At 64.7% G+C, this 19,830-nt stretch carries 18 protein-coding genes; 8 read left to right on the forward strand and 10 right to left on the reverse strand.

Features of this window, described 5'->3' with window-relative positions; all coding sequences use genetic code 11:
* The first annotated feature begins 155 nt into the window (after positions 1 to 155).
* The 3 genes from plsB (at position 156) to ACIPIJ_RS02975 (ending at position 3,840) form a co-directional block, all read left to right on the forward strand.
* Positions 156 to 2,642, forward strand: coding sequence for a glycerol-3-phosphate 1-O-acyltransferase PlsB (plsB, locus tag ACIPIJ_RS02965; RefSeq protein ID WP_401072528.1), 2,487 nt, complete (start codon positions 156 to 158; stop codon positions 2,640 to 2,642).
* A 76-nt stretch (positions 2,643 to 2,718) separates the two neighbouring features.
* Positions 2,719 to 3,117 (forward strand): YbaY family lipoprotein, encoded by a 399-nt coding sequence (locus ACIPIJ_RS02970; protein WP_401072530.1) that lies wholly within the window; start codon positions 2,719 to 2,721, stop codon positions 3,115 to 3,117.
* 33 nt (positions 3,118 to 3,150) lie between these two features.
* Positions 3,151 to 3,840 carry a DUF4197 domain-containing protein gene (locus ACIPIJ_RS02975; RefSeq protein WP_387525285.1) on the forward strand — a complete coding sequence of 230 codons (690 nt, stop codon included), beginning with the start codon at positions 3,151 to 3,153 and terminating at the stop codon, positions 3,838 to 3,840.
* 36 nt (positions 3,841 to 3,876) lie between these two features.
* Here the strand turns inward: ACIPIJ_RS02975 and ACIPIJ_RS02980 are convergent, their stop codons facing one another.
* Entirely contained in the window at positions 3,877 to 6,942 is a 3,066-nt protein-coding gene (locus ACIPIJ_RS02980) for an efflux RND transporter permease subunit (RefSeq protein WP_401072532.1), read from the reverse strand.
* Between the two features lie 6 nt (positions 6,943 to 6,948).
* Positions 6,949 to 8,049, reverse strand: a complete 1,101-nt coding sequence (locus ACIPIJ_RS02985; RefSeq protein ID WP_401072534.1) for an efflux RND transporter periplasmic adaptor subunit — start codon at positions 8,047 to 8,049, stop codon at positions 6,949 to 6,951.
* Between the two features lie 169 nt (positions 8,050 to 8,218).
* Here ACIPIJ_RS02985 and ACIPIJ_RS02990 point away from each other — a divergent pair, with 169 nt between their 5' ends.
* A complete protein-coding gene (locus ACIPIJ_RS02990) occupies positions 8,219 to 8,860 on the forward strand; it encodes a TetR/AcrR family transcriptional regulator (protein WP_401073420.1) in 642 nt (213 codons plus the stop codon).
* Between the two features lie 65 nt (positions 8,861 to 8,925).
* Here the strand turns inward: ACIPIJ_RS02990 and ACIPIJ_RS02995 are convergent, their stop codons facing one another.
* Positions 8,926 to 9,708, reverse strand: coding sequence for a class I SAM-dependent methyltransferase (locus ACIPIJ_RS02995; protein WP_401072536.1), 783 nt, complete (start codon positions 9,706 to 9,708; stop codon positions 8,926 to 8,928).
* Between the two features lie 251 nt (positions 9,709 to 9,959).
* Between ACIPIJ_RS02995 and ACIPIJ_RS03000 the strand changes: the two genes are divergently transcribed.
* Complete coding sequence (locus ACIPIJ_RS03000) at positions 9,960 to 10,580, forward strand: energy transducer TonB (protein ID WP_401072538.1); 621 nt, start codon at positions 9,960 to 9,962, stop codon at positions 10,578 to 10,580.
* A 2-nt stretch (positions 10,581 to 10,582) separates the two neighbouring features.
* On the opposite strand, the gene ACIPIJ_RS03005 is transcribed toward ACIPIJ_RS03000, so the two are convergent.
* From ACIPIJ_RS03005 to ppc, 7 genes are all read right to left on the reverse strand, one after another.
* Positions 10,583 to 11,269, reverse strand: coding sequence for an extensin family protein (locus ACIPIJ_RS03005; RefSeq protein ID WP_401072540.1), 687 nt, complete (start codon positions 11,267 to 11,269; stop codon positions 10,583 to 10,585).
* Between the two features lie 6 nt (positions 11,270 to 11,275).
* Positions 11,276 to 12,106: an oxaloacetate decarboxylase gene (locus ACIPIJ_RS03010; RefSeq protein WP_401072542.1), complete on the reverse strand. Its 831-nt coding sequence runs from the start codon at positions 12,104 to 12,106 to the stop codon at positions 11,276 to 11,278.
* Positions 12,107 to 12,136: 30 nt separating this feature from the next.
* Entirely contained in the window at positions 12,137 to 13,006 is an 870-nt protein-coding gene (locus ACIPIJ_RS03015) for a DUF72 domain-containing protein (RefSeq protein ID WP_401072544.1), read from the reverse strand.
* 3 nt (positions 13,007 to 13,009) lie between these two features.
* Positions 13,010 to 13,297: a hypothetical protein gene (locus ACIPIJ_RS03020; protein WP_401072546.1), complete on the reverse strand. Its 288-nt coding sequence runs from the start codon at positions 13,295 to 13,297 to the stop codon at positions 13,010 to 13,012.
* A gap of 129 nt (positions 13,298 to 13,426) precedes the next feature.
* Positions 13,427 to 14,101, reverse strand: a complete 675-nt coding sequence (tsaB, locus tag ACIPIJ_RS03025; RefSeq protein ID WP_401072548.1) for a tRNA (adenosine(37)-N6)-threonylcarbamoyltransferase complex dimerization subunit type 1 TsaB — start codon at positions 14,099 to 14,101, stop codon at positions 13,427 to 13,429.
* A gap of 87 nt (positions 14,102 to 14,188) precedes the next feature.
* Positions 14,189 to 14,839 (reverse strand): adenylate kinase, encoded by a 651-nt coding sequence (adk, locus tag ACIPIJ_RS03030; RefSeq protein ID WP_401072550.1) that lies wholly within the window; start codon positions 14,837 to 14,839, stop codon positions 14,189 to 14,191.
* A 257-nt stretch (positions 14,840 to 15,096) separates the two neighbouring features.
* Complete coding sequence (ppc, locus tag ACIPIJ_RS03035; protein WP_401072552.1) at positions 15,097 to 17,724, reverse strand: phosphoenolpyruvate carboxylase; 2,628 nt, start codon at positions 17,722 to 17,724, stop codon at positions 15,097 to 15,099.
* A 169-nt stretch (positions 17,725 to 17,893) separates the two neighbouring features.
* On the opposite strand from ppc, the gene ACIPIJ_RS03040 reads away from it, so the two are divergent.
* From ACIPIJ_RS03040 to ACIPIJ_RS03050, 3 genes are all read left to right on the forward strand, one after another.
* The gene (locus tag ACIPIJ_RS03040; protein WP_401072554.1) at positions 17,894 to 18,238 is read left to right on the forward strand and encodes a pilin assembly protein; all 345 of its coding nucleotides are present in this window, start codon (positions 17,894 to 17,896) and stop codon (positions 18,236 to 18,238) included.
* Between the two features lie 266 nt (positions 18,239 to 18,504).
* Positions 18,505 to 18,918, forward strand: coding sequence for a DUF4398 domain-containing protein (locus tag ACIPIJ_RS03045; protein WP_401072556.1), 414 nt, complete (start codon positions 18,505 to 18,507; stop codon positions 18,916 to 18,918).
* Between the two features lie 50 nt (positions 18,919 to 18,968).
* Positions 18,969 to 19,757 carry an OmpA family protein gene (locus ACIPIJ_RS03050; RefSeq protein WP_401072558.1) on the forward strand — a complete coding sequence of 263 codons (789 nt, stop codon included), beginning with the start codon at positions 18,969 to 18,971 and terminating at the stop codon, positions 19,755 to 19,757.
* Positions 19,758 to 19,830: the final 73 nt, after the last annotated feature.

Consider the following 19,830-nt stretch of genomic DNA (forward strand, 5'->3'; position numbering starts at 1 on the left):
CGAAATATCCTGCAAGTGGCAGGCCGAGTATATGACACAGAACAAATAATTTTCATGACCGCCGCGCCATTTGCAGCTTTTTGCTGAACTTACGCAGATACGGCAGACTAACTGATTGCACACTCACTAAAAATCACACCCAGGGCACTCACCCCATGACCCGTTCCCCCCTGCGCCGCCTGATCTTCGGCGCTCTGCGTCGCCTGTTGTACCTGTGGGTGCGCTCCGAGACCATCAACCAGTCCGCCATGAGCCTGCAGCTCGACCGCAGCCGCCCGGTGTTCTATGCCCTGCCCTCGCCGTCGCTCACCGACCTGGCCGTGCTCGACCACGAGTGCACCAAGGCGGGGCTGCCGCGCCCGGTGCTGCCGGTGGCTGTCGGCACGCTGCACGAACCTGCCGGGTTCTTCTACCTCACCCCCGACCCGGACTGGCTCGGCCGCCACGACAAGCGCGGCGCCCCACCGACCCTGGAGCGGGTGATCGCCGCCGTCAGCCAGCATGCCGAAGAAGACGCGCAGATCATCCCGGTCAGTGTGTTCTGGGGCCAGACCCCGGCCAGCGAGTCCAGCCCCTGGAAGCTGTTGTTCGCGGACAGCTGGGCGGTCACCGGGCGCCTGCGCCGGTTGCTGACCATCCTGATCCTCGGGCGCAAGACCCGTGTGCAGTTCTCCGCGCCCATCCACGTGCGCGAGCTGGTGCAGCACAACAAAGGCCATGAACGCACGGTGCGCATGGCCCAGCGCCTGATGCGCGTGCATTTCCGCAACCTCAAGAGCGCGGTGATAGGCCCGGACATCTCGCACCGGCGCAACCTGGTCAAAGGCCTGGTGCATGCGCCGATGGTGCGCCAGGCGATCAGCGACGAAGCGCAACGGGAGAACATCCCCCTGGCCAAGGCGGAGGCGCAAGCCCTGCGCTACGGCAACGAGATCGCCTCGGACTACACCTACACCGCCATCCGCTTCCTCGAAGTGGTGCTCAGCTGGTTCTGGAACAAGATCTACGACGGTATCAAGGTCAACCATATCGAGCAGGTGCAAGGCATCGCGCCAGGCCACGAAGTGATCTACGTGCCCTGCCACCGCAGCCACATCGACTACCTGCTGCTGTCTTACCTGCTGTTTCGCAACGGCCTGACGCCGCCACACATCGCCGCCGGCATCAACCTCAACATGCCGGTGATCGGCGGTCTGCTGCGCCGTGGTGGCGCCTTCTTCATGCGCCGCACGTTCAAGGGCAACCCGCTGTACACCGCGGTGTTCAACGAATACCTGCACACCCTGTTCACCAAGGGGTTTCCGGTCGAGTACTTCGTCGAGGGCGGGCGCTCGCGCACCGGGCGCATGCTGCAACCGCGCACCGGGATGCTGGCCATCACCTTGCGCAGCTTCCTGCGTTCATCGCGCACGCCGATCGTCTTCGTACCGGTGTACATCGGCTACGAACGGGTACTCGAAGGCCGTACCTACCTGGGTGAACTGCGCGGGGCGAGCAAGAAGAAGGAGTCGATCTTCGACATCTTCAAGGTCATCGGTGCGCTGAAGCAGCGTTTCGGCCAGGTTTACGTCAACTTCGGCGAACCGATCCGCCTGGCGGGCTTCCTCGACCAGCAGCAACCCGGCTGGCGCGAGCAGGACCTGGGCCCGCAGTTCCGCCCGGCCTGGCTCAACGAAACCACCACCCGCCTGGGCGAAACCGTAGCCCGTCACCTCAACGAGGCCGCGGCCGTCAACCCGGTCAACCTGGTGGCCCTGGCGCTGCTGTCCACCAGCCGCCTGGCCCTGGACGAAAGCGCCCTGACCCGCGTGCTCGACCTGTACCTGGCGTTGCTGCGCAAGGTGCCCTACTCCGAGCACACCACCCTGCCAGGGGGTGACGGCCAGGCACTGATCGAACACGTCAGGGGCATGGACCTGCTGTCCGAGCAGAAGGATGCCCTTGGCCGCATCCTGTACCTGGACGAAGCCAACGCGGTGCTGATGACCTACTACCGCAACAACGTGCTGCACATCTTTGCCTTGCCGGCGTTGCTGGCGAGCTTCTTCCACAGCAGCTCGCGCATGAGCCGCGAACTGCTCGGCCAGTACGTCCATGCGCTGTACCCGTACCTGCAGGCCGAACTGTTCCTGCGCTGGGCGCCCGAACAGCTGGACGAGGTCATCGACCAATGGCTGGCGGCGCTGGTCGAACAGGGCCTGTTGCGCCGGGAAAACGACCTGTACATCCGCCCCGCGCCGAGTTCGCGCCCGTTCGTCCTGCTGACCCTGCTGGCCCGCACCATCACCCAGACCCTGCAGCGCTTCTACATGGCCACCTCGCTGCTGCTCAACAGCGGCCAGCACACGCTCAGCGCCGAAGAGCTGGAAGACCTCTGCGTGATGATGGCCCAGCGCCTGTCGATCCTGCATGGCCTCAACGCTCCGGAGTTCTTCGACAAGACCCTGTTCCGCCACTTCATCCAGACACTGATCGAGCAAGGCGTGCTGCGCCCGGATGGCAACGGCAAGCTGGGCTACCACGACAAGCTGGGTGAACTTGCCGAAGGCGCGGCCAAGCGCGTGCTGTCGGCCGAGCTGCGGCTGTCGATCCGCCAGGTAGCACTGCACCGCGAAGACTCACTGGAAACTTCAGCCCTCTGAAGCTTCATCTGCGGGGAAAATCCGCTAAAGTCCGTGGGGTTGGCCACAAGCCAGCCCCAAGGACAATGGAGATTCCATGAAAAAGCTCGTAATGCTGTGTTGCGCATCCCTGCTCGCGGCCTGTTCCAGCCACACCCCGTCCACCCAGGCCAGCCTGGATGGCGAAGTCTTCTACCTGCAGCGCATCGCCCTGCCGCCCGCCGCCACCCTCAACGTGGAATTGCAGGACGTGTCGCTGATGGACGCGCCCGCCGTGACCCTGGCGCGCCAGGCCGGCCCGGTCAAAGGCAACGTGCCACTGCCGTTCCACCTCACGTATGACCCTGCCCAGATCAAGCCCGGCCACCGCTACGCGGTCAGCGCGCGCATCGAGTTGAATGGCAAGTTGCTGTTCATCAACATCGAACACCACGGCGTCACGCTCGATGGCAGCGACACGCAGCCGGTGCGGATCAAAGTCGATCCCGTGCGTTGATACCCGCCTACTTCTGTTGATAAGGAAAGCTTCATGATTCGCTCCTCCCTGCGCTTCACTGCCCTGTGCACCGGCCTGCTGCTGTCGGCCAGCGCCCTGGCCCTGTCGCTGGGCGACCTGACCCAGAAGGACGCCACCGGCGGCCTGAAAGACGCCCTCACTCAAGGTGCGCAGGTCGCTGTCAAACAGCTGAGCACCCCTGGCGGTTTCAGCAACAACCCGGACGTGCGCATCGAACTGCCGGGCAACCTCGGCAAGGCCGCCAAGGCCATGAAGATGTTCGGCAAAGGTGACCAAGTCACAGCCTTGGAAGACAGCATGAACAAAGCCGCCGAAGCGGCGGTGCCGCAAGCCCAGGCAATCCTGGTGGATGCGGTGAAGAACATGAGCGTGACTGATGCCAAGGGTATCCTCAGCGGTGGCGATGATTCGGCTACCCAGTACCTGAACAAGAGCAGCCGCGAGCAGATCCGCGCCAAGTTCCTGCCGATCGTCAAGGCGGCGACCGACAAGGTCGGCGTGGTTCAGCAATACAACAGCTTTGCCGGCCAGGCTTCGGCGCTGGGGTTGGGCAACGCGAAGAGCGCCAATGTCGAGAGCTATGTGACCGAAAAGGCGCTGGACGGCCTGTTCGAAATGATCGCCAAGCAGGAGCAGAGCATTCGCCAGAACCCGGCGCAGGCGGCTACCAGCCTGGCCAAGAAGGTCTTCGGCGCCCTTTGATGGCCAAGGGGGCTGCTGTGCAGCCCCCTGCGGTCTTCAGCCTTTTCTGACCCTGAACCACGCCGCGTACAGCGCCGGCAGGAACAGCAGCGTCAACGCGGTCGCGACAATCAAACCGCCCATGATTGCCACCGCCATCGGCCCGTAGAACACGCTGCGTGACAGCGGAATCATCGCCAGCACCGCGGCCAGCGCCGTCAGCACGATCGGCCGGAAGCGCCGCACCGTGGCCTCGATGATCGCCTGCCAACGGTCCATCCCTGAAGCGATGTCCTGTTCGATCTGGTCCACCAGGATCACCGAGTTGCGCATGATCATCCCCGCCAGGGCGATGGTGCCCAGCATGGCGACGAAGCCGAACGGCTGGCGGAACACCAGCAGGAACAGGGTCACGCCGATCAGCCCCAGAGGCGCGGTGAGGAACACCATTACCGTGCGCGAGAAGCTGCGCAGCTGAATCATCAGCAAGCTCAACACCACCACGATGAACAGCGGCATGCCGGCATTCACCGACTTCTGCCCGCGCTCGGAATCCTCCACGGTGCCGCCCACCTCCAGCAGGTAGCCGTCCGGCAGTTTGGCCTTGATCTCGCTAAGGGTCGGCTCGATCTGTCGCACCAGGGTCGCCGGCTGTTCCTTGTCGTAGATGTCGGCGCGCACGGTGACCGTCGGCAGCCGGTTGCGGTGCCAGATGATGCCTTCCTCGAAGCCGTATTCCAGGGTCGCTACCTGCGACAGCGCCACACTCTGGCCGTTGTCGGTGGGCAGCGCCAGGCTGCCGAGGTTGCCCAGTTCGCCGCGTTCCTGCTGCGTACCGCGCAGGAGGATCTCGATCAGTTCGTTGTCCTCGCGGTACTGGCTGACCGTGGTGCCAGTCAGCGAACTTCGCAGGAAGCTCGACAGGTGGGCAGTGCTGACGCCAAGGGCGCGCGCACGGTCCTGGTCAATCGACAGGAACACCGCCTTGCTCGGTTCTTCCCAATCCAGGTGCACATTCACAACGTGCGGGTTCTCGCGCACCTTGTCCGCCACTTCACGGGCCAGGGCGCGGGCCTTTTCGATATGCTCGCCGGTCACCCGGAACTGCACCGGGTAACCCACGGGCGGGCCGTTCTCCAGGCGGGTGACGCGGGCGCGCAGGTCGGGAAACTGCTGGTCCACAGTATCGATCAGCCAACTGCGCAGGCGTTCGCGGTCTTCCATCGACTTGGCCAGCACCACGAACTGGGCAAAGCTGGCGGCAGGCAACTGCTGGTCCAGGGGCAAATAGAAGCGGGGCGAGCCGGTGCCAACATAGGCCACGTAGTTGTCGATGCCGTCCTGCTGCTTGAGCAGTGCCTCCAATTGCTTGACCCGCTCGGCGGTGTTGGCCAGCGATGCGCCTTCGGCCAATTTCAGGTCGACCATCAGCTCCGGGCGCCCAGAGGCTGGGAAGAACTGCTGGGGCACGAAGCGGAACAGCAGGATGCTGCCGACGAAGGCGGCGATGGTCAGCAGGATAACCGTCTTGCGCCGCCGCACGCACCACTCCACCACGCGTCGCACACGTTGGTAGAACGGCGTGGCATACGGGTCGGGCGCCTGCCCGTCGCTGCCGTGACGGGCCGCATGCAGCTTGGCCAGGTCCGGCAGCAGTCGCTCCCCCAGATAAGGGACGAACACCACCGCCGCGACCCACGAGGTCAGCAGCGCGATGGTCACAACCTGGAAAATCGAACGGGTGTACTCCCCCGTGCTCGACGCCGCCGTGGCAATCGGCAGGAAGCCGGCAGCCGTGATCAAGGTGCCGGTGAGCATCGGGAACGCCGTGCTGGTCCAGGCGTAGCTTGCCGCCTTGAGTCGGTCGAAACCCTGCTCCATCTTGATCGCCATCATTTCCACGGCAATGATTGCGTCGTCCACCAGCAGGCCCAGGGCCAGCACCAGTGCACCGAGCGAGATCTTGTGCAGGCCGATGCCGAAGTAGTGCATGGCGGCGAAGGTCATGGCCAACACCAGCGGGATGGCCAGCGCCACCACCAGGCCAGTGCGCAGGCCCAGCGTGAAGAAACTCACCAGCAGCACGATGATCAGCGCTTCGACCAGCACCTGGACGAACTCACCAACCCCCGCCTTTACCGCTGCCGGCTGGTCGGAGACCTTGCGCAACTCCATACCGGCTGGAAGGTTGTGCGCCAGGCGCTCGAACTCGCCTTCCAGGGCCTTGCCCAGCACCAGGATATCGCCGCCGTCTTTCATCGAAACCGCCAGGCCGATGGCGTCCTCGCCCATGAAGCGCATGCGCGGCGCGGGTGGGTCGTTAAAGCCACGGTGCACCTCGGCGACATCACCGATACGGAAGGTACGGTCACCGACCCGGATGGGGAACTGGCGGATCTGCTCGACACTGTCGAACTGCCCGCTGACCCGCAGTTGCAGGCGCTCGCTGGGGGTTTCGAAGAAGCCGGCGGTGCTCACCGCGTTCTGCTCACTCAGGGCTTGTTGCACGGCCTGCAGCGGCACACCCAGCGTGGCCAGCTTGAGGTTGGACAGCTCGATCCAGATTTTCTCGTCCTGCAGGCCGACCAGTTCGACCTTGCCCACGTCCTTGACCCGTTGCAGCTGGATCTGGATACGGTCGGCGTAGTCCTTGAGGACCGCGTAGTCGAAGCCGGCGCCGGTGAGTGCATAGATATTGCCGAAGGTGGTACCGAACTCATCGTTGAAGAACGGGCCCTGGATCTCCGGTGGCAAGGTGTGGCGAATGTCCGCGACCTTCTTGCGGATCTGGTACCACAGTTCGGGGATGTCCTTGGAGTGCAGGGAGTCGCGGGCCATGAAGGTGACCTGCGATTCGCCGGGGCGCGAGAACGAGACGATCTTCTCGTACTCGCCGGTTTCCATCAGCTTCTTCTCGATGCGTTCGGTGACCTGGCGCGACACTTCCTCGGCCGTGGCCCCCGGCCACAGGGTGCGGATGACCATGGCCTTGAAGGTAAAGGGCGGGTCTTCGCTCTGGCCGAGCTTGGTGTAGGACATGGCGCCAATGGCAGCCAGCAGGATCATCAGGAACAGTACGATCTGGCGATTGCGCAGCGCCCAGGCGGAAAGGTTGAAACCCATCGGGACTTACTCCTTGGCCGTCAGGTTCACCACACGGTTGGTGCGATCCACAGGCCGCACCTCCTGCCCTTCGCGCAGCACATGGCCGCCGGCAGCGACCACCCAGTCGCCAGGGTCGAGGCCCTCGAGCACGGGCACGCTGTCGGTGCCATAAGGCCCCAGGCGCACCGCCGCCCGCTCCAGGCGACGGTCCTGGTTCACCCGCCAGACATAAGCCTGGCCGTTCTCCGCGGTGACTGCCGACAGCGGCACTGCCAGCGGGATCAACCCATCATGGGCGATGAACACCCGTGCGCTCTGGCCGATGTCTGCCGGCACCTTGGCCGACGTGAAGGCGATGCGCGCGGCGAAGGTGCGCGAGCGCGGGTCGGCAGCCGGCGACAGCTCGCGGATGCGGCCCGGGAAGCGCTCGTTGCCATGCGACCACAGCTCGACGCTGACCTCCTGGCCCACGGCGAAGCGGGCGAATTGCTGCTCCGGCAGGCCGATCACGACTTCCCGCTCACCGTCGGCGGCCAGGGTGAACACCGTCTGCCCGGCAGCCACCACCTGGCCGACTTCGACCTGGCGCTTGGCGATGACCCCGGCCTGCGGCGCTCGCAGCACCGCGTAATCGGCCTGGTTGCCGGCCACGTCGAATTCGGCCTTGGCCTGCTTCAGGCGCGCCAGCCCGGCACGGTAGAGGTTCTCGGCATTGTCGTAGAGGGAGTGGCTTACCATTTGCCGGTCTAGCAGCTTCTGGTAGCGGTCACGCTCGGCGCGCACCAGCGCCAGGTTGGCCTCGGCGGCAGCCAGTTGCGCCCGATTGGCCTCCAGTTGCAGGCGCACGTCCTGGGGGTCGAGTTCGGCCAGCGGCTGTTCGGCCTTGACCCGCTGCCCTTCCTCGACCAGGCGCTTGCTGACTTTGCCAGCGATGCGGAACGCCAGCTCCGGCTCCAGGCGCGCGCGCACCTCGCCCGGGTAGCTGTCGGCGGCGGCGGCGGCCGGCTGCGGCTGAATCACCAGCGCCGGGCGAGGCGCCGCCGGGGCGGTGGCTTCCTGACCGCAGGCCACCAGGAACAGCACGGCGGCGGCAGGCAGGGCGAGGGACAAGGCATGACGCAACATGATGAATCCTTTCGCGACGAGCGCATCGAATATTTATACTGGCGAGTATATTAAGTCAGGGAACCGAAGCCGGGAAGCCAGCGTCGGAAAGAAAATCAATATTAACGATGGGGCATTCCCTGAAGCCGGATGGCAGCCGAGCCGGTAAGATGGGCGCCCCTTGAACCAGATGCGGACTCCAATGCCCAACGACGCACCCATCGGCCCAGGTCGCCCCAAGGACCTGGCCAAGCGCGAGGCGATCCTCGAAGCGGCCAAGACGCTGTTCCTTAGCCTTGGCTATGCCAACACCAGCATGGATGCGGTCGCTGCGGCGGCAGGTGTTTCAAAACTGACGGTGTACAGCCACTTCACCGACAAGCAGACGCTGTTCGGCTCGGCGGTCATGGCGACCTGCCAGAACCAGTTGCCCGACCTGATGTTCGAGTACCCCGAGGGCGCGCCCGTCGAAGACGTGCTGCTGAATATCGCCCGCGGGTTCCAGGCGCTGATCAGCAGTGATGAAGCCGTCAAGTTGAGCCGCCTGATCATGGCGCTGGGCAGCCAGGACCCGGGCTTTGGCGAGTTCTTCTACGAGGCAGGGCCCAAGCGGGTGCTGGCGGGCATGGAAGCGCTGCTGCGCGGGGTGGCCGAACGCGGCTTGCTGCGCATCGACAACCCGCTGCACGCGGCCGAGCACTTCTTCTGCCTGGTCAAAGGGGCGCCGGATTATCGCTTGCTGCTGGGGTGTGCGGGGCCGCTGGAGGGGGATGAGGCCGAGGCGCACGTGCGCGAGGTGGTGGGGGTGTTCATTCGGGCGTTCAAGCCCTGAGACTTGATATCGCCTGCCATGGGCTCTTCGCGGGCAAGCCCGCGAAGAGCCCAATACAGGTTGAATCAGGCCTTCAAGGCTTTTTTCGGGTAAATGTCATAGCGGCTCGATTTGCCTTCCAGGCTATGGCTGGGCTTGGGCCCCTCGATGATCGGCGCCTTGCGCGGCCGTTTCACCACGACCCGGTGACTGGCCAGCGCCAATGCGGCTTCCAGCAATGCCGGCGCGTCCAGGTCATCACCGACCAACGGGCGGAACACGCGCATTTCCTTCTTCACCAATGCGCTCTTGTCGCGATGAGGGAACATCGGGTCGAGGTAGATCACCTGTGGCGGCTCGCCTTCCCAGGCGCGCATGCATTCGATGGCGTTGCCATTGAGCAGGCGCATGCGGCCGACAATCGGCCCCACCTCTTGGTCAGCGCTGGCCCGTGTCAGGCCATCCTCAAGCAACGCCGCAATCAGCGGCTGGCGCTCGATCAGGGTCATCTGGCAACCCAGGCTGGCCAGCACGAACGCGTCCTTGCCCAGACCTGCCGTGGCATCCAGCACTTGCGGCCGCACGCCCTGAGCAATGCCCACCGCCTTGGCGATCATCTGCCCGTTGCCGCCACCAAACTGGCGCCGATGCGCCGCCTGGCCCTCGACGAAGTCGACCCGCACCGGCCCCGGCGCCTGCGGCCCGAGCTGCTGGATCTGCAAGCCGTCGGCGCCGACCTGCACGGCAAATGCGGCGGCTTCATCTTCCAACGGCAATCCCAGGCGCTCGGCCCAGACGGCAGCCTGCGCCGCATATTCCGGCGCCAGCGCCTCGACTCTCAGACCTGCGCCCAGCTCTTGCTCTTCCATCACAACCCGCACTCGAAAAAATTGAAGACGCCCTTAGGCTCTGTATGAAAAGCCTTGAGACGAAGGTCAGGCAAGGCGAAAACAGCCGAGGAAGCAGAGTTTACGGGTTGTAAATGAGCATTCCGAGGCTGTTTTTCAACGCAGCATCACCGAGTATCAAGGCTTTTCGTACAGAGCCTAATGAATCACCGGCCACGGCCGATATAGGCAATATCCCGCTATTCTGCCAGAGCACAACGCGCGCGACTGCCATGACAGATACTCTTCCCATCGGCTTGACCTACCTGTCGCCTGTCGGCAACTACGGTCGGCAGAATACCCAGGCACTCGGGGGCGTCAGCCACCTGTGGCAGGATTTCTTCGCCCGCGCCATGGCCGAGCAGCAAGCAGAAGCGCCCGACAGTGTCAGCCAGGCGCTGGTGCAGTACGACCCGGACAGCGGCGAGCCGATTGGCGGGGCCAAGGCCCTGGCGCTGATCGATGCCCAGCGTGCCTGCCCTGTACATGACACCATTGTCGCCCCGCCAGAGCCCTTGTTCCTGCCCAAGGCCGAACTTGAAGCCAGCTTGCTGGAACCGGCCGCCGAGCCTTTCAGCACAGCCGAGATGATTCAGCAACAGCGCCAGCTCGACATCAGCAACACCTGGCTGCGCCCGGTGGTCATGAGCCAGGGCCAGGCCCTGGGCGAACCTGGCCCGGCACCCTCCCCGCGCCCGCTGCACCTGCCCATCGCCGAATTTGACATGAACCTGCTCGACCCCGCGCCAGAGCCATTCGACGACGCGACCCTGGCCAAGCAACAGAACGACCTGGAATTCGACATGCACTGGGCGCGCCCGGTGGTATTGAACAACGTCCGCGTCCACGCCTGAGGTCAGCGGCAGATCTGCCACAGCCCCATGTCCAGGTGAAAGTGGTTGCGGTGCGCCGCATTGTAATCCGGGCCCAATACTGTACTGAAACTTTCGCAGGCAGCCTGCTGGACTTCGCGCAGGAACGCCGCCTTCTGCCCGCCCGCCTGCCAGTCCCGCGCCAGCACGATGCGCTGGCCGTCCTGCAGGCGAAAGCCACTGATGTCCAGTGCGTTGGCCGTGGCATGCTGGCTCAGCCGGCCCTGCTTGCGGTGATAGACGTTGCGGCAGGCGAAACTGCCCAGGTGCTCGACCTGCGCCACGGGCTGGCCAAACACCCGCTGCGCCGCCGGTTGCAGCCCATGCTGCTCGAACAGCGCGTAAGCGACCGCCAACGGGCAGCTGGCCAGGAAGCTGCTGCTCAAGCGCGCATCACCTCGCTCGATGCGCCACACGTTTTGCAATGGGCATAGGGCCGACGCGGGGCTGTCGGCTTGTGCCCTGAAACGCAACTGGCTGGCCGCCAGCGCCTGTCGACACAAAGCGGGGTCATCGCGCAGACGCGCCAGTTTATAAGGGGTCAGCCAGTTCGGCGGCTGGCGCACATCCAACACGGCCCATGGGTTCCAGGCGGCCGGCAGGCGCCAGCCCAGCTGCCACACCAGGCCCGCGACCAACAGCAGGCCGCACAGCAGCGCCAGTGCGCGCACAGGGCCTCAGCGGCGGAACAGGTCGTTGAGCTGGGCAAACGGCAAGGCCTGCTCGCCGTAGCTGAACGTGCCCTGGTCGCGAATCTCCAGCGCCGCGTGCTGAAGCGCCCCCAGCGCCGCACGGGCCAACGAAGAGCCCACGCTGATGCGGCGCACGCCCAGGTCCTGCAGCTGGTTCACGCTCAACGGCACGCCTGCCAGCCCCATCAGCACATTGACCGGTTTCGGCGCCACGGCCTGCACGACCGCGCGAACCTCGTCGACGCTGCGCAAGCCCGGCGCGTAAAGCACATCGGCGCCCGCCTCGGCGTAAGCCTGCAGCCGCAGGATGGTGTCATCCAGGTCCATGCGCCCGTGCAGCAGGTTCTCCGCGCGGGCGCAGAGGGTGAAGGGGAATGGCAGGCTGCGCGCCGCCTGCACCGCAGCCCTTACACGCTCCACGGCCAGGCCGAAGTCATAGATCGGCGCATCGCTGCGGCCGCTGGCATCCTCGATCGAGCCGCCCACCAGCCCCGCCTCGGCGGCACGCAGAATGGTCTGCGCACAGTCATCGGGCAGGTCGCCAAAGCCGTTTTCCAGGTCGGCAGCGACCGGCAAGGCCGTGGCATCCACGATCAACCCGGCGTTGTCCAGGGTCTCGTCCAGGCTCAAGGCCCCTTCGGCATCCGGCCGCCCCAGGCTGAAGGCCAGGCCTGCACTGGTGGTGGCCAGCGCCTCGAAGCCCAGGCTGGCCAACAGCTTGGCGGAGCCGGCATCCCAGGGGTTGGGGATGACGAAGGCGCCATCGCGCTCGTGCAGCGCCTTGAACGCTTCGGCACGCAGGGTTTGTACATCCATGGTCACAACCTCCGGATGGTCGGGGAATGGTCAGAGTAGTCCCAGTTGTTCGACCTCAGGGGCGCGTGGCAATTCCGGCAAAGCTGGCAAGCCTGGCAGGCGCGCCATCAGCCGCTGGTGAAAGCGCTGGGCCAGCGCGGCGGCCAGGCGGTTGTCCGAAGTGTGCAGGAACACGTAGGGACTACGCCCTTCCTCGATCCAGCTGGCGACCTTTTCCACCCAGGGCGAGAGGAAGGGTTCGTTGGCATCGAGCACGGGGTGGCCGATAAACCGCACCTGCGGGTGCTGACTGAAGGCTGCGGGGCGCGGCGGCACCTTGGGTTTCTTGGCCTGAGCGTCGAGCACCGCGGCATCGCGCGAGGTGCAGCTGAACAGCGCACGCGGGTCCAGGCAGATGCGCTCCACACCGCGCTCACGCAACAGGCGGTTGAGCAGGCGCTCTTCCTCGCCCTTGGCGAAGAACGCCTGGTTGCGCACTTCGACGGCCACCGGCACGCCGACCTCATCGAGAAACTGGCCCAACTCCGCCAAGCGTGACGGGCCGAACTGGGCCGGCAGTTGCAGCCAGTAAGGCGAGACGCGCTGGCCAAGCGGCGCCATCAACCGCGTAAAGTCGCAGGCCGCTTCGAATCGCTCACGTAAATCACCCTCGTGGCTGACATCACCAGGAAACTTGGCGGTGAAGCGAAAGTGCGCAGGCATCACCTGCGCCCAGCGCCCGACCGTGCTGGGCGCGGGGCGTGCATAGAACGTGGTATTGCCCTCGACCGCGTTGAACACCTGGCTGTACAGCCCCAGGTAGTCGCGGGTCGTGGCATCAGCGGGGTACAGGTAGTCGCGCCAGGCGTTTTCGCTCCACGACGGACAGCCGAGAAAATAAGGCAGGGGGGATGGGCTCATCCCTCAAATGTACAGGTCGAGCCCCAGTACTTCCATGTCCCATTCGGTAAAACCGGCGGTGCTGAGGTAACTGGCCAGCGCGGTTGCGGTGCGCCGGTCGCGGGCACGGGGGAAGACCAGGTCCTGCTGGCGGGCCGGCAGGCCACCGGGGCGGCGCCGTGGTGCCGCTTCCTGGGCAACCTCGCCCTCTTCGACCAGCTCGGCATCGTCGATGGCTTCATCGCGCACCGCCGCTTTGCGCGATGTGCGCTTGACCGGGTAGGACTGCGGTGAGAAACCGTCGATACGCATGATGAGCACTCAGGACCAATGATGGCAATTTAGCAGCATCAGAGTTCCGTCGCTAATGCTCGAGTGATAACTGGACCACAGTTTGCGCGAAAGGTTTTATCGACAACCGCGATAACCGACGAACAGCGGTCAGCGCGCCTTGGGCGTCGCTACATTATCGCGCAAGTAAACCGGTTGCGCCTGTTCGGCGACGATCGCCTCGCCGCGTGCCCAGGCGAAGCGGGCCAGGCTGAGGATATCCAGCGCATTCGGCAGCGCCGCCGGGTTGCAGGCACTGGCTTGCACCGCCAAACGCTCGGCGTAACCCCAGCCGGTACCCGCGCCGTACCAGTCGCCGCTGCTGCCGTCAGGCAATGCCACACGCTCGGGTGGCAGCACCGCTTCCAGGCCTTGCAGGCGCATCTCGCCCTCTACCGCTTTGTAGCAACCCCAGTACACCTCATCCATGCGCGCATCGATGGCAGCCGCCACTTGCTCGGTGCCATGTTCGCGCAACGCGCCCTGTGCCAGGGCAGCCAGGTTGGACACCGGCAGCACCGGGCGCTCCAAGGCAAACGCCAGCCCCTGCACCACGCCGATGGCAATGCGCACACCGGTGAAGGCGCCCGGGCCACGGCCGAAGGCGATGGCATCGAGGGCGTTCAGGGCCACACCGGAATCGCCCAGCAGCTGCTTGATCATCGGCAGCAGCTTCTGCGCGTGCATGCGCGGGATCACCTCGTAATGGCTGGTTACCTTGCCATCATGCAGCAGCGCGACGGAACAGGCTTCGGTGGCGGTATCCAGGGCCAGCAGGGTGGTCATCGAACGGGTATCCAGGTGCAAGTGAAAAGAGCGGCAGTATAAACGACAACGGCCCGCAAGCGGGCCGTCGTGACGCACGGTGATGGATCAGCTCAAGGCTGCCAGCACCTTGGCGGTGATGGCATCGACCGAACCGACACCTTCGATGTGGCTGTACTTCGGTTTGCCAGCGTTGGCGGCCGACAGCTTCTGGTAGAAGTCCACCAGCGGCTTGGTCTGGGTGTGGTAGACCGACAGGCGATGACGCACGGTTTCTTCCTTGTCGTCGTCGCGCTGGATCAAGTCTTCGCCAGTGACGTCGTCCTTACCTTCCACTTTCGGCGGGTTGTACTGAATGTGGTAGGTGCGGCCCGAGGCCAGGTGCACGCGGCGGCCAGCCATGCGGCCGACGATCTCTTCGTCGTCGACGGCGATTTCGACCACGGCATCGATGTCGACACCGGCAGCGACCATGGCTTCAGCTTGCGGGATGGTACGCGGGAAACCGTCGAACAGGCAGCCGTTGGCGCAATCTGGCTGGGCGATGCGCTCCTTGACCAGGCCGATGATCAGCTCGTCGGAAACCAGCTGGCCGGCATCCATGACTTTCTTGAGCTCCAGGCCCAGCGGGGTACCGGCTTTAACGGCGGCACGCAGCATGTCACCGGTGGAGATCTGTGGAATACCGAACTTTTCGGTGATGAACTTTGCCTGAGTACCTTTACCGGCCCCGGGAGCTCCCAGCAGAATTACGCGCATCTCGTGCTCCTCAAATTTTTTTATGAAATTCAATGGATTCGGCAACCAGGGCCAAGTCCGGAATATCGGGTATGACCATAAATCGGTCAGAAGGCTGCTCAAGATACACAGCGCCCGTCAGCCAGACAAGCGTCCCAAAGTTACAGGAATGTGCCGTTCGCGACCTGGGTTGCAGGTGGTTGCGCCCAGCGCAACCACCCACTGCGCCCTGCCCTGGCCAGTGCAGTGCCCCCGGGGGCGGGCACCGTGGCCTGGCCTCAGCCGGTATTGCGCAGGCCTGCGGCAATGCCGGCCACGGTCACCAGCAAGGCCTGCTCCAATGGGCTGTCCAGAGCGGCTTCGCGGCTGCGCGAACGCGCCAGCAGCTCGGCCTGCAGACGATGCAGCGGGTCCAGGTAGGTGTTGCGCAGGCTGATGAATTCCAAGGTTTCCGGGCTGTGCGCCAGTAGCACCGGCTGCCCGGTCAGGCCCAGCACCACCTGGCACGACTGCGACAATAGGTCGCGCAGATGCGCACCTAAAGGAAGCAAGTGCGGTTGCACCAGACGTTCGTCGTAGGCCTCGGCAATTTGCGCGTCGGCTTTGGCCAGGACCATCTCCAGCATGTCGATGCGGGTACGGAAGAACGGCCACTGCTCGCGCATCTGTGCCAACAGCTCACCCTGCCCCCGCGCCAGGGCATTGCTCAAGGCGGTTTCCCAGCCCAGCCAGGCCGGCAGCATCAGGCGGGTCTGGGTCCAGCCGAAGATCCACGGGATCGCCCGCAGGCTTTCGATACCGCCGGCGCGGCGCTTGGCCGGGCGGCTGCCCAGCGGCAGGCGTCCCAGTTCCTGCTCAGGGGTAGACTGGCGGAAGTACTCGACGAAATCCGGGTTCTCCCTTACCACACCGCGGTAGGCCCTGACCCCATCGGCAGCCAACTGATCCATCACTGCGCGCCAAGCCGGCTCTGGTGGTGGTGGTGGCAGCAAGGTCGCCTCCAGCACCGCAGCCAGATAAAGGTTGAGGTTCTGCTCGGCGATGCCCGGCAAGCCGAACTTGAAGCGGATCATCTCGCCCTGCTCGGTGGTACGGAAACGCCCCGCCACCGAGCCCGGCGGCTGCGACAGGATCGCCGCATGGGCCGGGCCGCCGCCACGGCCGACCGTGCCGCCACGGCCATGGAACAGCAGCAGTTCGACCTGGTGTTCACGGCAGATGCGCACCAGGTTTTCCTGCGCGCGGTACTGGGCCCAGGCCGCTGCCGTGGTGCCCGCGTCCTTGGCCGAGTCGGAATACCCGATCATCACTTCCTGCGGCCCGCGCAGGCCGGCGCGATAGCCTGGCAAACCGAGCAAACGCTCCATCACCGGCCCGGCGTTGTCCAGGTCGGCCAAGGTCTCGAACAGCGGTACCACGCGCATGGGCCGGGTCAGGCCCGCTTCCTTGAGCAGCAGCTGCACGGCCAGCACGTCAGACGCCGCGCCGGCCATGGAGATGACGTATGACCCCAGCGACGCCCCTGGCGCTGCGGCGATTTCACGGCAGGTGGCGAGCACCTCGGCGGTGTCGGCCTGCGGTTTGAAATGCGCCGGCAGCAATGGCCGACGGTTTTTCAGTTCGGCCTGCAGAAACTCGATGCGCTTGTCTTCATCCCACTCGGCATAGCTGCCCAGCCCCAGGTAATCGGTGATCTCGGCCAGCGCATCGCGGTGCCGGGCGGCATCCTGGCGCACGTCCAGGCGCCCGAGGAACAGGCCGAAGGTCACGGCACGGCGCAAGGTGTCGAGCAACGGGCCATCGGCAATCACGCCCATCCCGCATTCATGCAGGGAGTGGTAGCACAGCTCCAGCGGCGCGATCAGCTCACGGTTGTCCACCAGTACATCGGCACTGGCCGGCTGGGTGCTGGCCAGCGATGCATGGGCCCAGGCGCGTGTCGCCCTCAAGCGGTCACGCAGTTGCTTGAGCACGGCGCGGTAGGGTTCAGCGCTTTCCCCCACACGCTCGCGCAGCGCACTGCTGGCCTGTTGCATGGACAGCTCCGCGGCCAGCGCATCGATGTCACGCAGGAACAGGTCGGCGGCCATCCAGCGCGCCAGCAGCAGCACCTCACGGGTAACCGCAGCGGTGACGTTGGGGTTGCCGTCACGGTCGCCGCCCATCCACGACGCGAAGCGAATGGGCGCGGCTTCCAGCGGCAGGCGCAGACCAGTGGCCTCGAACAACGCCTTGTCGACCTTGCGCAGGTGGCTGGGGATGGCATGCCATAGGGAATGCTCGATCACCGCGAAGCCCCACTTGGCTTCGTCTACCGGCGTTGGCCGGGTGCGGCGGATTTCTTCGGTGTGCCAGGCCTCGGCGATCAGCCGGCGCAGGCGCTCGCGCACATCCTGGCGCTCGCTGGGTGTGAGGTCGCGATGGTCCTGGGCGGCCAACTGGCCGGCGATGGCATCGTATTTCTGGATCAGCGTGCGGCGTGCTACTTCAGTGGGGTGCGCCGTCAGCACCAGCTGGATATCGAGTTTGGCCAGCTGCCTGGCCAAGGCATCGTCCTTGTGCCCGGCCTGCTTGAGGCGCGCCAGTAATTCGGGCAACACCCGCGCTTCAAAAGGTTCGGATTGGTCGGCATCACGGCGGCGGATCAACTGATACTGCTCAGCCATGTTGGCCAGGTTGAGGAACTGGTTGAACGCCCGTGCCACCGGCAGCAGGTCTTCCTCGGCGAGGTCCGCCAGGGTCGACCTAAGCTGCTCGCCGGCGCTGCGGCGGTCGGCCTTGGCACTGTGGCGTATGTCCTCGATCTTCTGCAGGAACGCCTCTCCGTGCTGCTGGCGAATGGTTTCGCCGAGCAACTCGCCCAACACATGGACATCTTCACGCAAGCGCACATCGATATCGGTCATTGGCCCTCTCTTCGGCGCGCTTCGCACGCGCTCTGCTCCGGAAACAGCACTGACCCAAGAGTGCCCACAGCCGGGAGCCGATGGCAAGCCGCGAAGGGCAAAGCAAACTAAAGTTAGATCACTGCAGTCCGATGCAATGCAGCCTTTCAAGGCGTTGACAGAGGTCATCATGAAAATCCGCGAACTCGCCCAGCACTGGGAACAGAATGCCGCCGGCACCCTCAGCCCGACCGGCCATACCTTGCACCTGGACCTGGAGTCCGAGGCGCGCCTGGCGGCATTGATCGACATGTACCCCAAGCGTACCGCCGAGGAGCTGCTCGGCGAACTGGTCGCTGCCGCGCTTGAGGAGTTGGAGGCCAGCTTCCCTTACGTGCAGGGTCACAAGGTCATTTCCACTGACGAGGAAGGCGACCCGCTGTACGAAGACATCGGCTCTACCCCGCGCTTTCTGGCCCTGTCTCGGCGTCATTTGCACACCCTCAGCAACACCGGCGACGACAGCGGCAACTGACTAGCCGCCTTCTGTTCCGGGCTGCGTGCCAGCCCGGAATACCCCTTCCGGCAGTGGAAGTTCCACACAAAAACCACTGACCAATCAGTCAGAAAAACTTCGTATTTTTTTCTGAACTATTCAAAAAACGCCTCAGTCAGAGCCAATAGCCATCACGCTAAAACCCTGCACACCTGCCGTTGTGCACCGTTAAGCCGACACGCGAGGCGATGCCAGGGATTGAGCGATGGACTGCTACGGACATCGTCGTTATCAGGAGTGATCCAATGGAACTGACCACCATGAAGACCCGCACTTCGAAACTTTCATCCACTCACCTGCGCGGGTTCAAGCTGGCCGCGCTGGCCCTGGGCAGTAGCCTGGTCCTGGCCGGCTGTGCAGGCAACCCGCCCACCGAGCAGTATGCCGTCACCCAGTCCGCCGTGAACTCCGCCGTCAGTGCAGGTGGCACCGAGTTCGCCGCCGTGGAGATGAAAGCGGCGCAGGACAAGTTCAAGCAGGCCGAAATCGCCATGCATGACAAAAAGTACGACGACGCCAAGCGCCTGGCCCAGCAGGCCGAATGGGACGCACGCCTCGCCGAACGCAAGGCCCAGGCGGCAAAGGCCCAGAAGGCCGTGCAGGATGCCCGCCAGGGCGTTCAGGACGTACGTGAGGAAGGCCTGCGCAGCGCTCAGTGAGCCCTGCCCCGCCGCCTTTAGCCTTCGCACTCGATCAAAGGATGAACACTATGCGCAATTACGTCATGATTCCCGCCCTGCTGGCCCTGAGCGTCGGTCTCGCTGCGTGCTCGCACGACCCGAATGCCAACCTGGAGTCGGCCCGCACCAACTTCTCCGCGCTGCAGAGCGACCCGCAGTCGAGCAAGGTCGCGGCCCTTGAAACCAAGGACGCGCAGGACTGGCTGAACAAGGCCGACAAGGCCTACATGGACCGTGAGGACAGCAAGCAGGTCGACCAACTGGCCTACCTGACCAACCAGCGCGTCGAAGTGGCCAAGCAGACCATCGCCCTGCGTACCGCCGAAGCCGAGCTGAAAAACGCCTCCGCGCAACGTGCCCAGGCCAAGCTGGATGCCCGCGACGCGCAGATCGCCAAGCTGCAGGACAGCCTCAACGCCAAGCAGACCGACCGCGGCACGCTGGTGACCTTCGGCGACGTGCTGTTTGACTTCAACAAGGCCGAGCTCAAGAGCAGCGCCTTGCCCAATGTCACCAAGCTGGCGCAGTTCCTTCAGGAAAACCCTGAGCGCAAGGTGATCGTCGAGGGCTACACCGACGCCGTCGGCTCGGCCAACTACAACCAGAGCCTGTCCGAGCGACGCGCAGGTGCCGTGCGCATGGCGCTGGTACGCGCAGGCGTGGACCCGGCGCGTATCGTCGCCCAGGGCTACGGCAAGGAGTACCCGGTGGCTGACAACGGCAGCAACTCGGGCCGGGCGCAGAACCGTCGGGTGGAGGTGACCATCTCCAACGACAACCAACCGGTAGCGCCGCGTTCGGTGAGCCAGGTGCAGTAAGGCTCATTGGCCCAAAGCAGAAACCCCGCCGTGATGGCGGGGTTTTTTGTTGTTTCCAGGATGCATCACTCTC

It is taken from the genome of Pseudomonas sp. NPDC087185, assembly GCF_044744955.1.
Lineage (GTDB): Bacteria > Pseudomonadota > Gammaproteobacteria > Pseudomonadales > Pseudomonadaceae > Aquipseudomonas.

Bases quoted from the DNA above. Each gene is read 5' to 3' on its own strand.
- plsB (WP_401072528.1), top strand. From the start codon at position 156: ATGACCCGTTCCCCCCTGCGCCGCCTGATCTTCGGCGCTCTGCGTCGC.
- ACIPIJ_RS02970 (WP_401072530.1), top strand. From the start codon at position 2,719: ATGAAAAAGCTCGTAATGCTGTGTTGCGCATCCCTGCTCGCGGCCTGT.
- ACIPIJ_RS02975 (WP_387525285.1), top strand. From the start codon at position 3,151: ATGATTCGCTCCTCCCTGCGCTTCACTGCCCTGTGCACCGGCCTGCTG.
- ACIPIJ_RS02980 (WP_401072532.1), bottom strand. From the start codon at position 6,942: ATGGGTTTCAACCTTTCCGCCTGGGCGCTGCGCAATCGCCAGATCGTA.
- ACIPIJ_RS02985 (WP_401072534.1), bottom strand. From the start codon at position 8,049: ATGTTGCGTCATGCCTTGTCCCTCGCCCTGCCTGCCGCCGCCGTGCTG.
- ACIPIJ_RS02990 (WP_401073420.1), top strand. From the start codon at position 8,219: ATGCGGACTCCAATGCCCAACGACGCACCCATCGGCCCAGGTCGCCCC.
- ACIPIJ_RS02995 (WP_401072536.1), bottom strand. From the start codon at position 9,708: ATGGAAGAGCAAGAGCTGGGCGCAGGTCTGAGAGTCGAGGCGCTGGCG.
- ACIPIJ_RS03000 (WP_401072538.1), top strand. From the start codon at position 9,960: ATGACAGATACTCTTCCCATCGGCTTGACCTACCTGTCGCCTGTCGGC.
- ACIPIJ_RS03010 (WP_401072542.1), bottom strand. From the start codon at position 12,106: ATGGATGTACAAACCCTGCGTGCCGAAGCGTTCAAGGCGCTGCACGAG.
- ACIPIJ_RS03015 (WP_401072544.1), bottom strand. From the start codon at position 13,006: ATGAGCCCATCCCCCCTGCCTTATTTTCTCGGCTGTCCGTCGTGGAGC.
- ACIPIJ_RS03020 (WP_401072546.1), bottom strand. From the start codon at position 13,297: ATGCGTATCGACGGTTTCTCACCGCAGTCCTACCCGGTCAAGCGCACA.
- tsaB (WP_401072548.1), bottom strand. From the start codon at position 14,101: ATGACCACCCTGCTGGCCCTGGATACCGCCACCGAAGCCTGTTCCGTC.
- adk (WP_401072550.1), bottom strand. From the start codon at position 14,839: ATGCGCGTAATTCTGCTGGGAGCTCCCGGGGCCGGTAAAGGTACTCAG.
- ppc (WP_401072552.1), bottom strand. From the start codon at position 17,724: ATGACCGATATCGATGTGCGCTTGCGTGAAGATGTCCATGTGTTGGGC.
- ACIPIJ_RS03040 (WP_401072554.1), top strand. From the start codon at position 17,894: ATGAAAATCCGCGAACTCGCCCAGCACTGGGAACAGAATGCCGCCGGC.
- ACIPIJ_RS03045 (WP_401072556.1), top strand. From the start codon at position 18,505: ATGGAACTGACCACCATGAAGACCCGCACTTCGAAACTTTCATCCACT.
- ACIPIJ_RS03050 (WP_401072558.1), top strand. From the start codon at position 18,969: ATGCGCAATTACGTCATGATTCCCGCCCTGCTGGCCCTGAGCGTCGGT.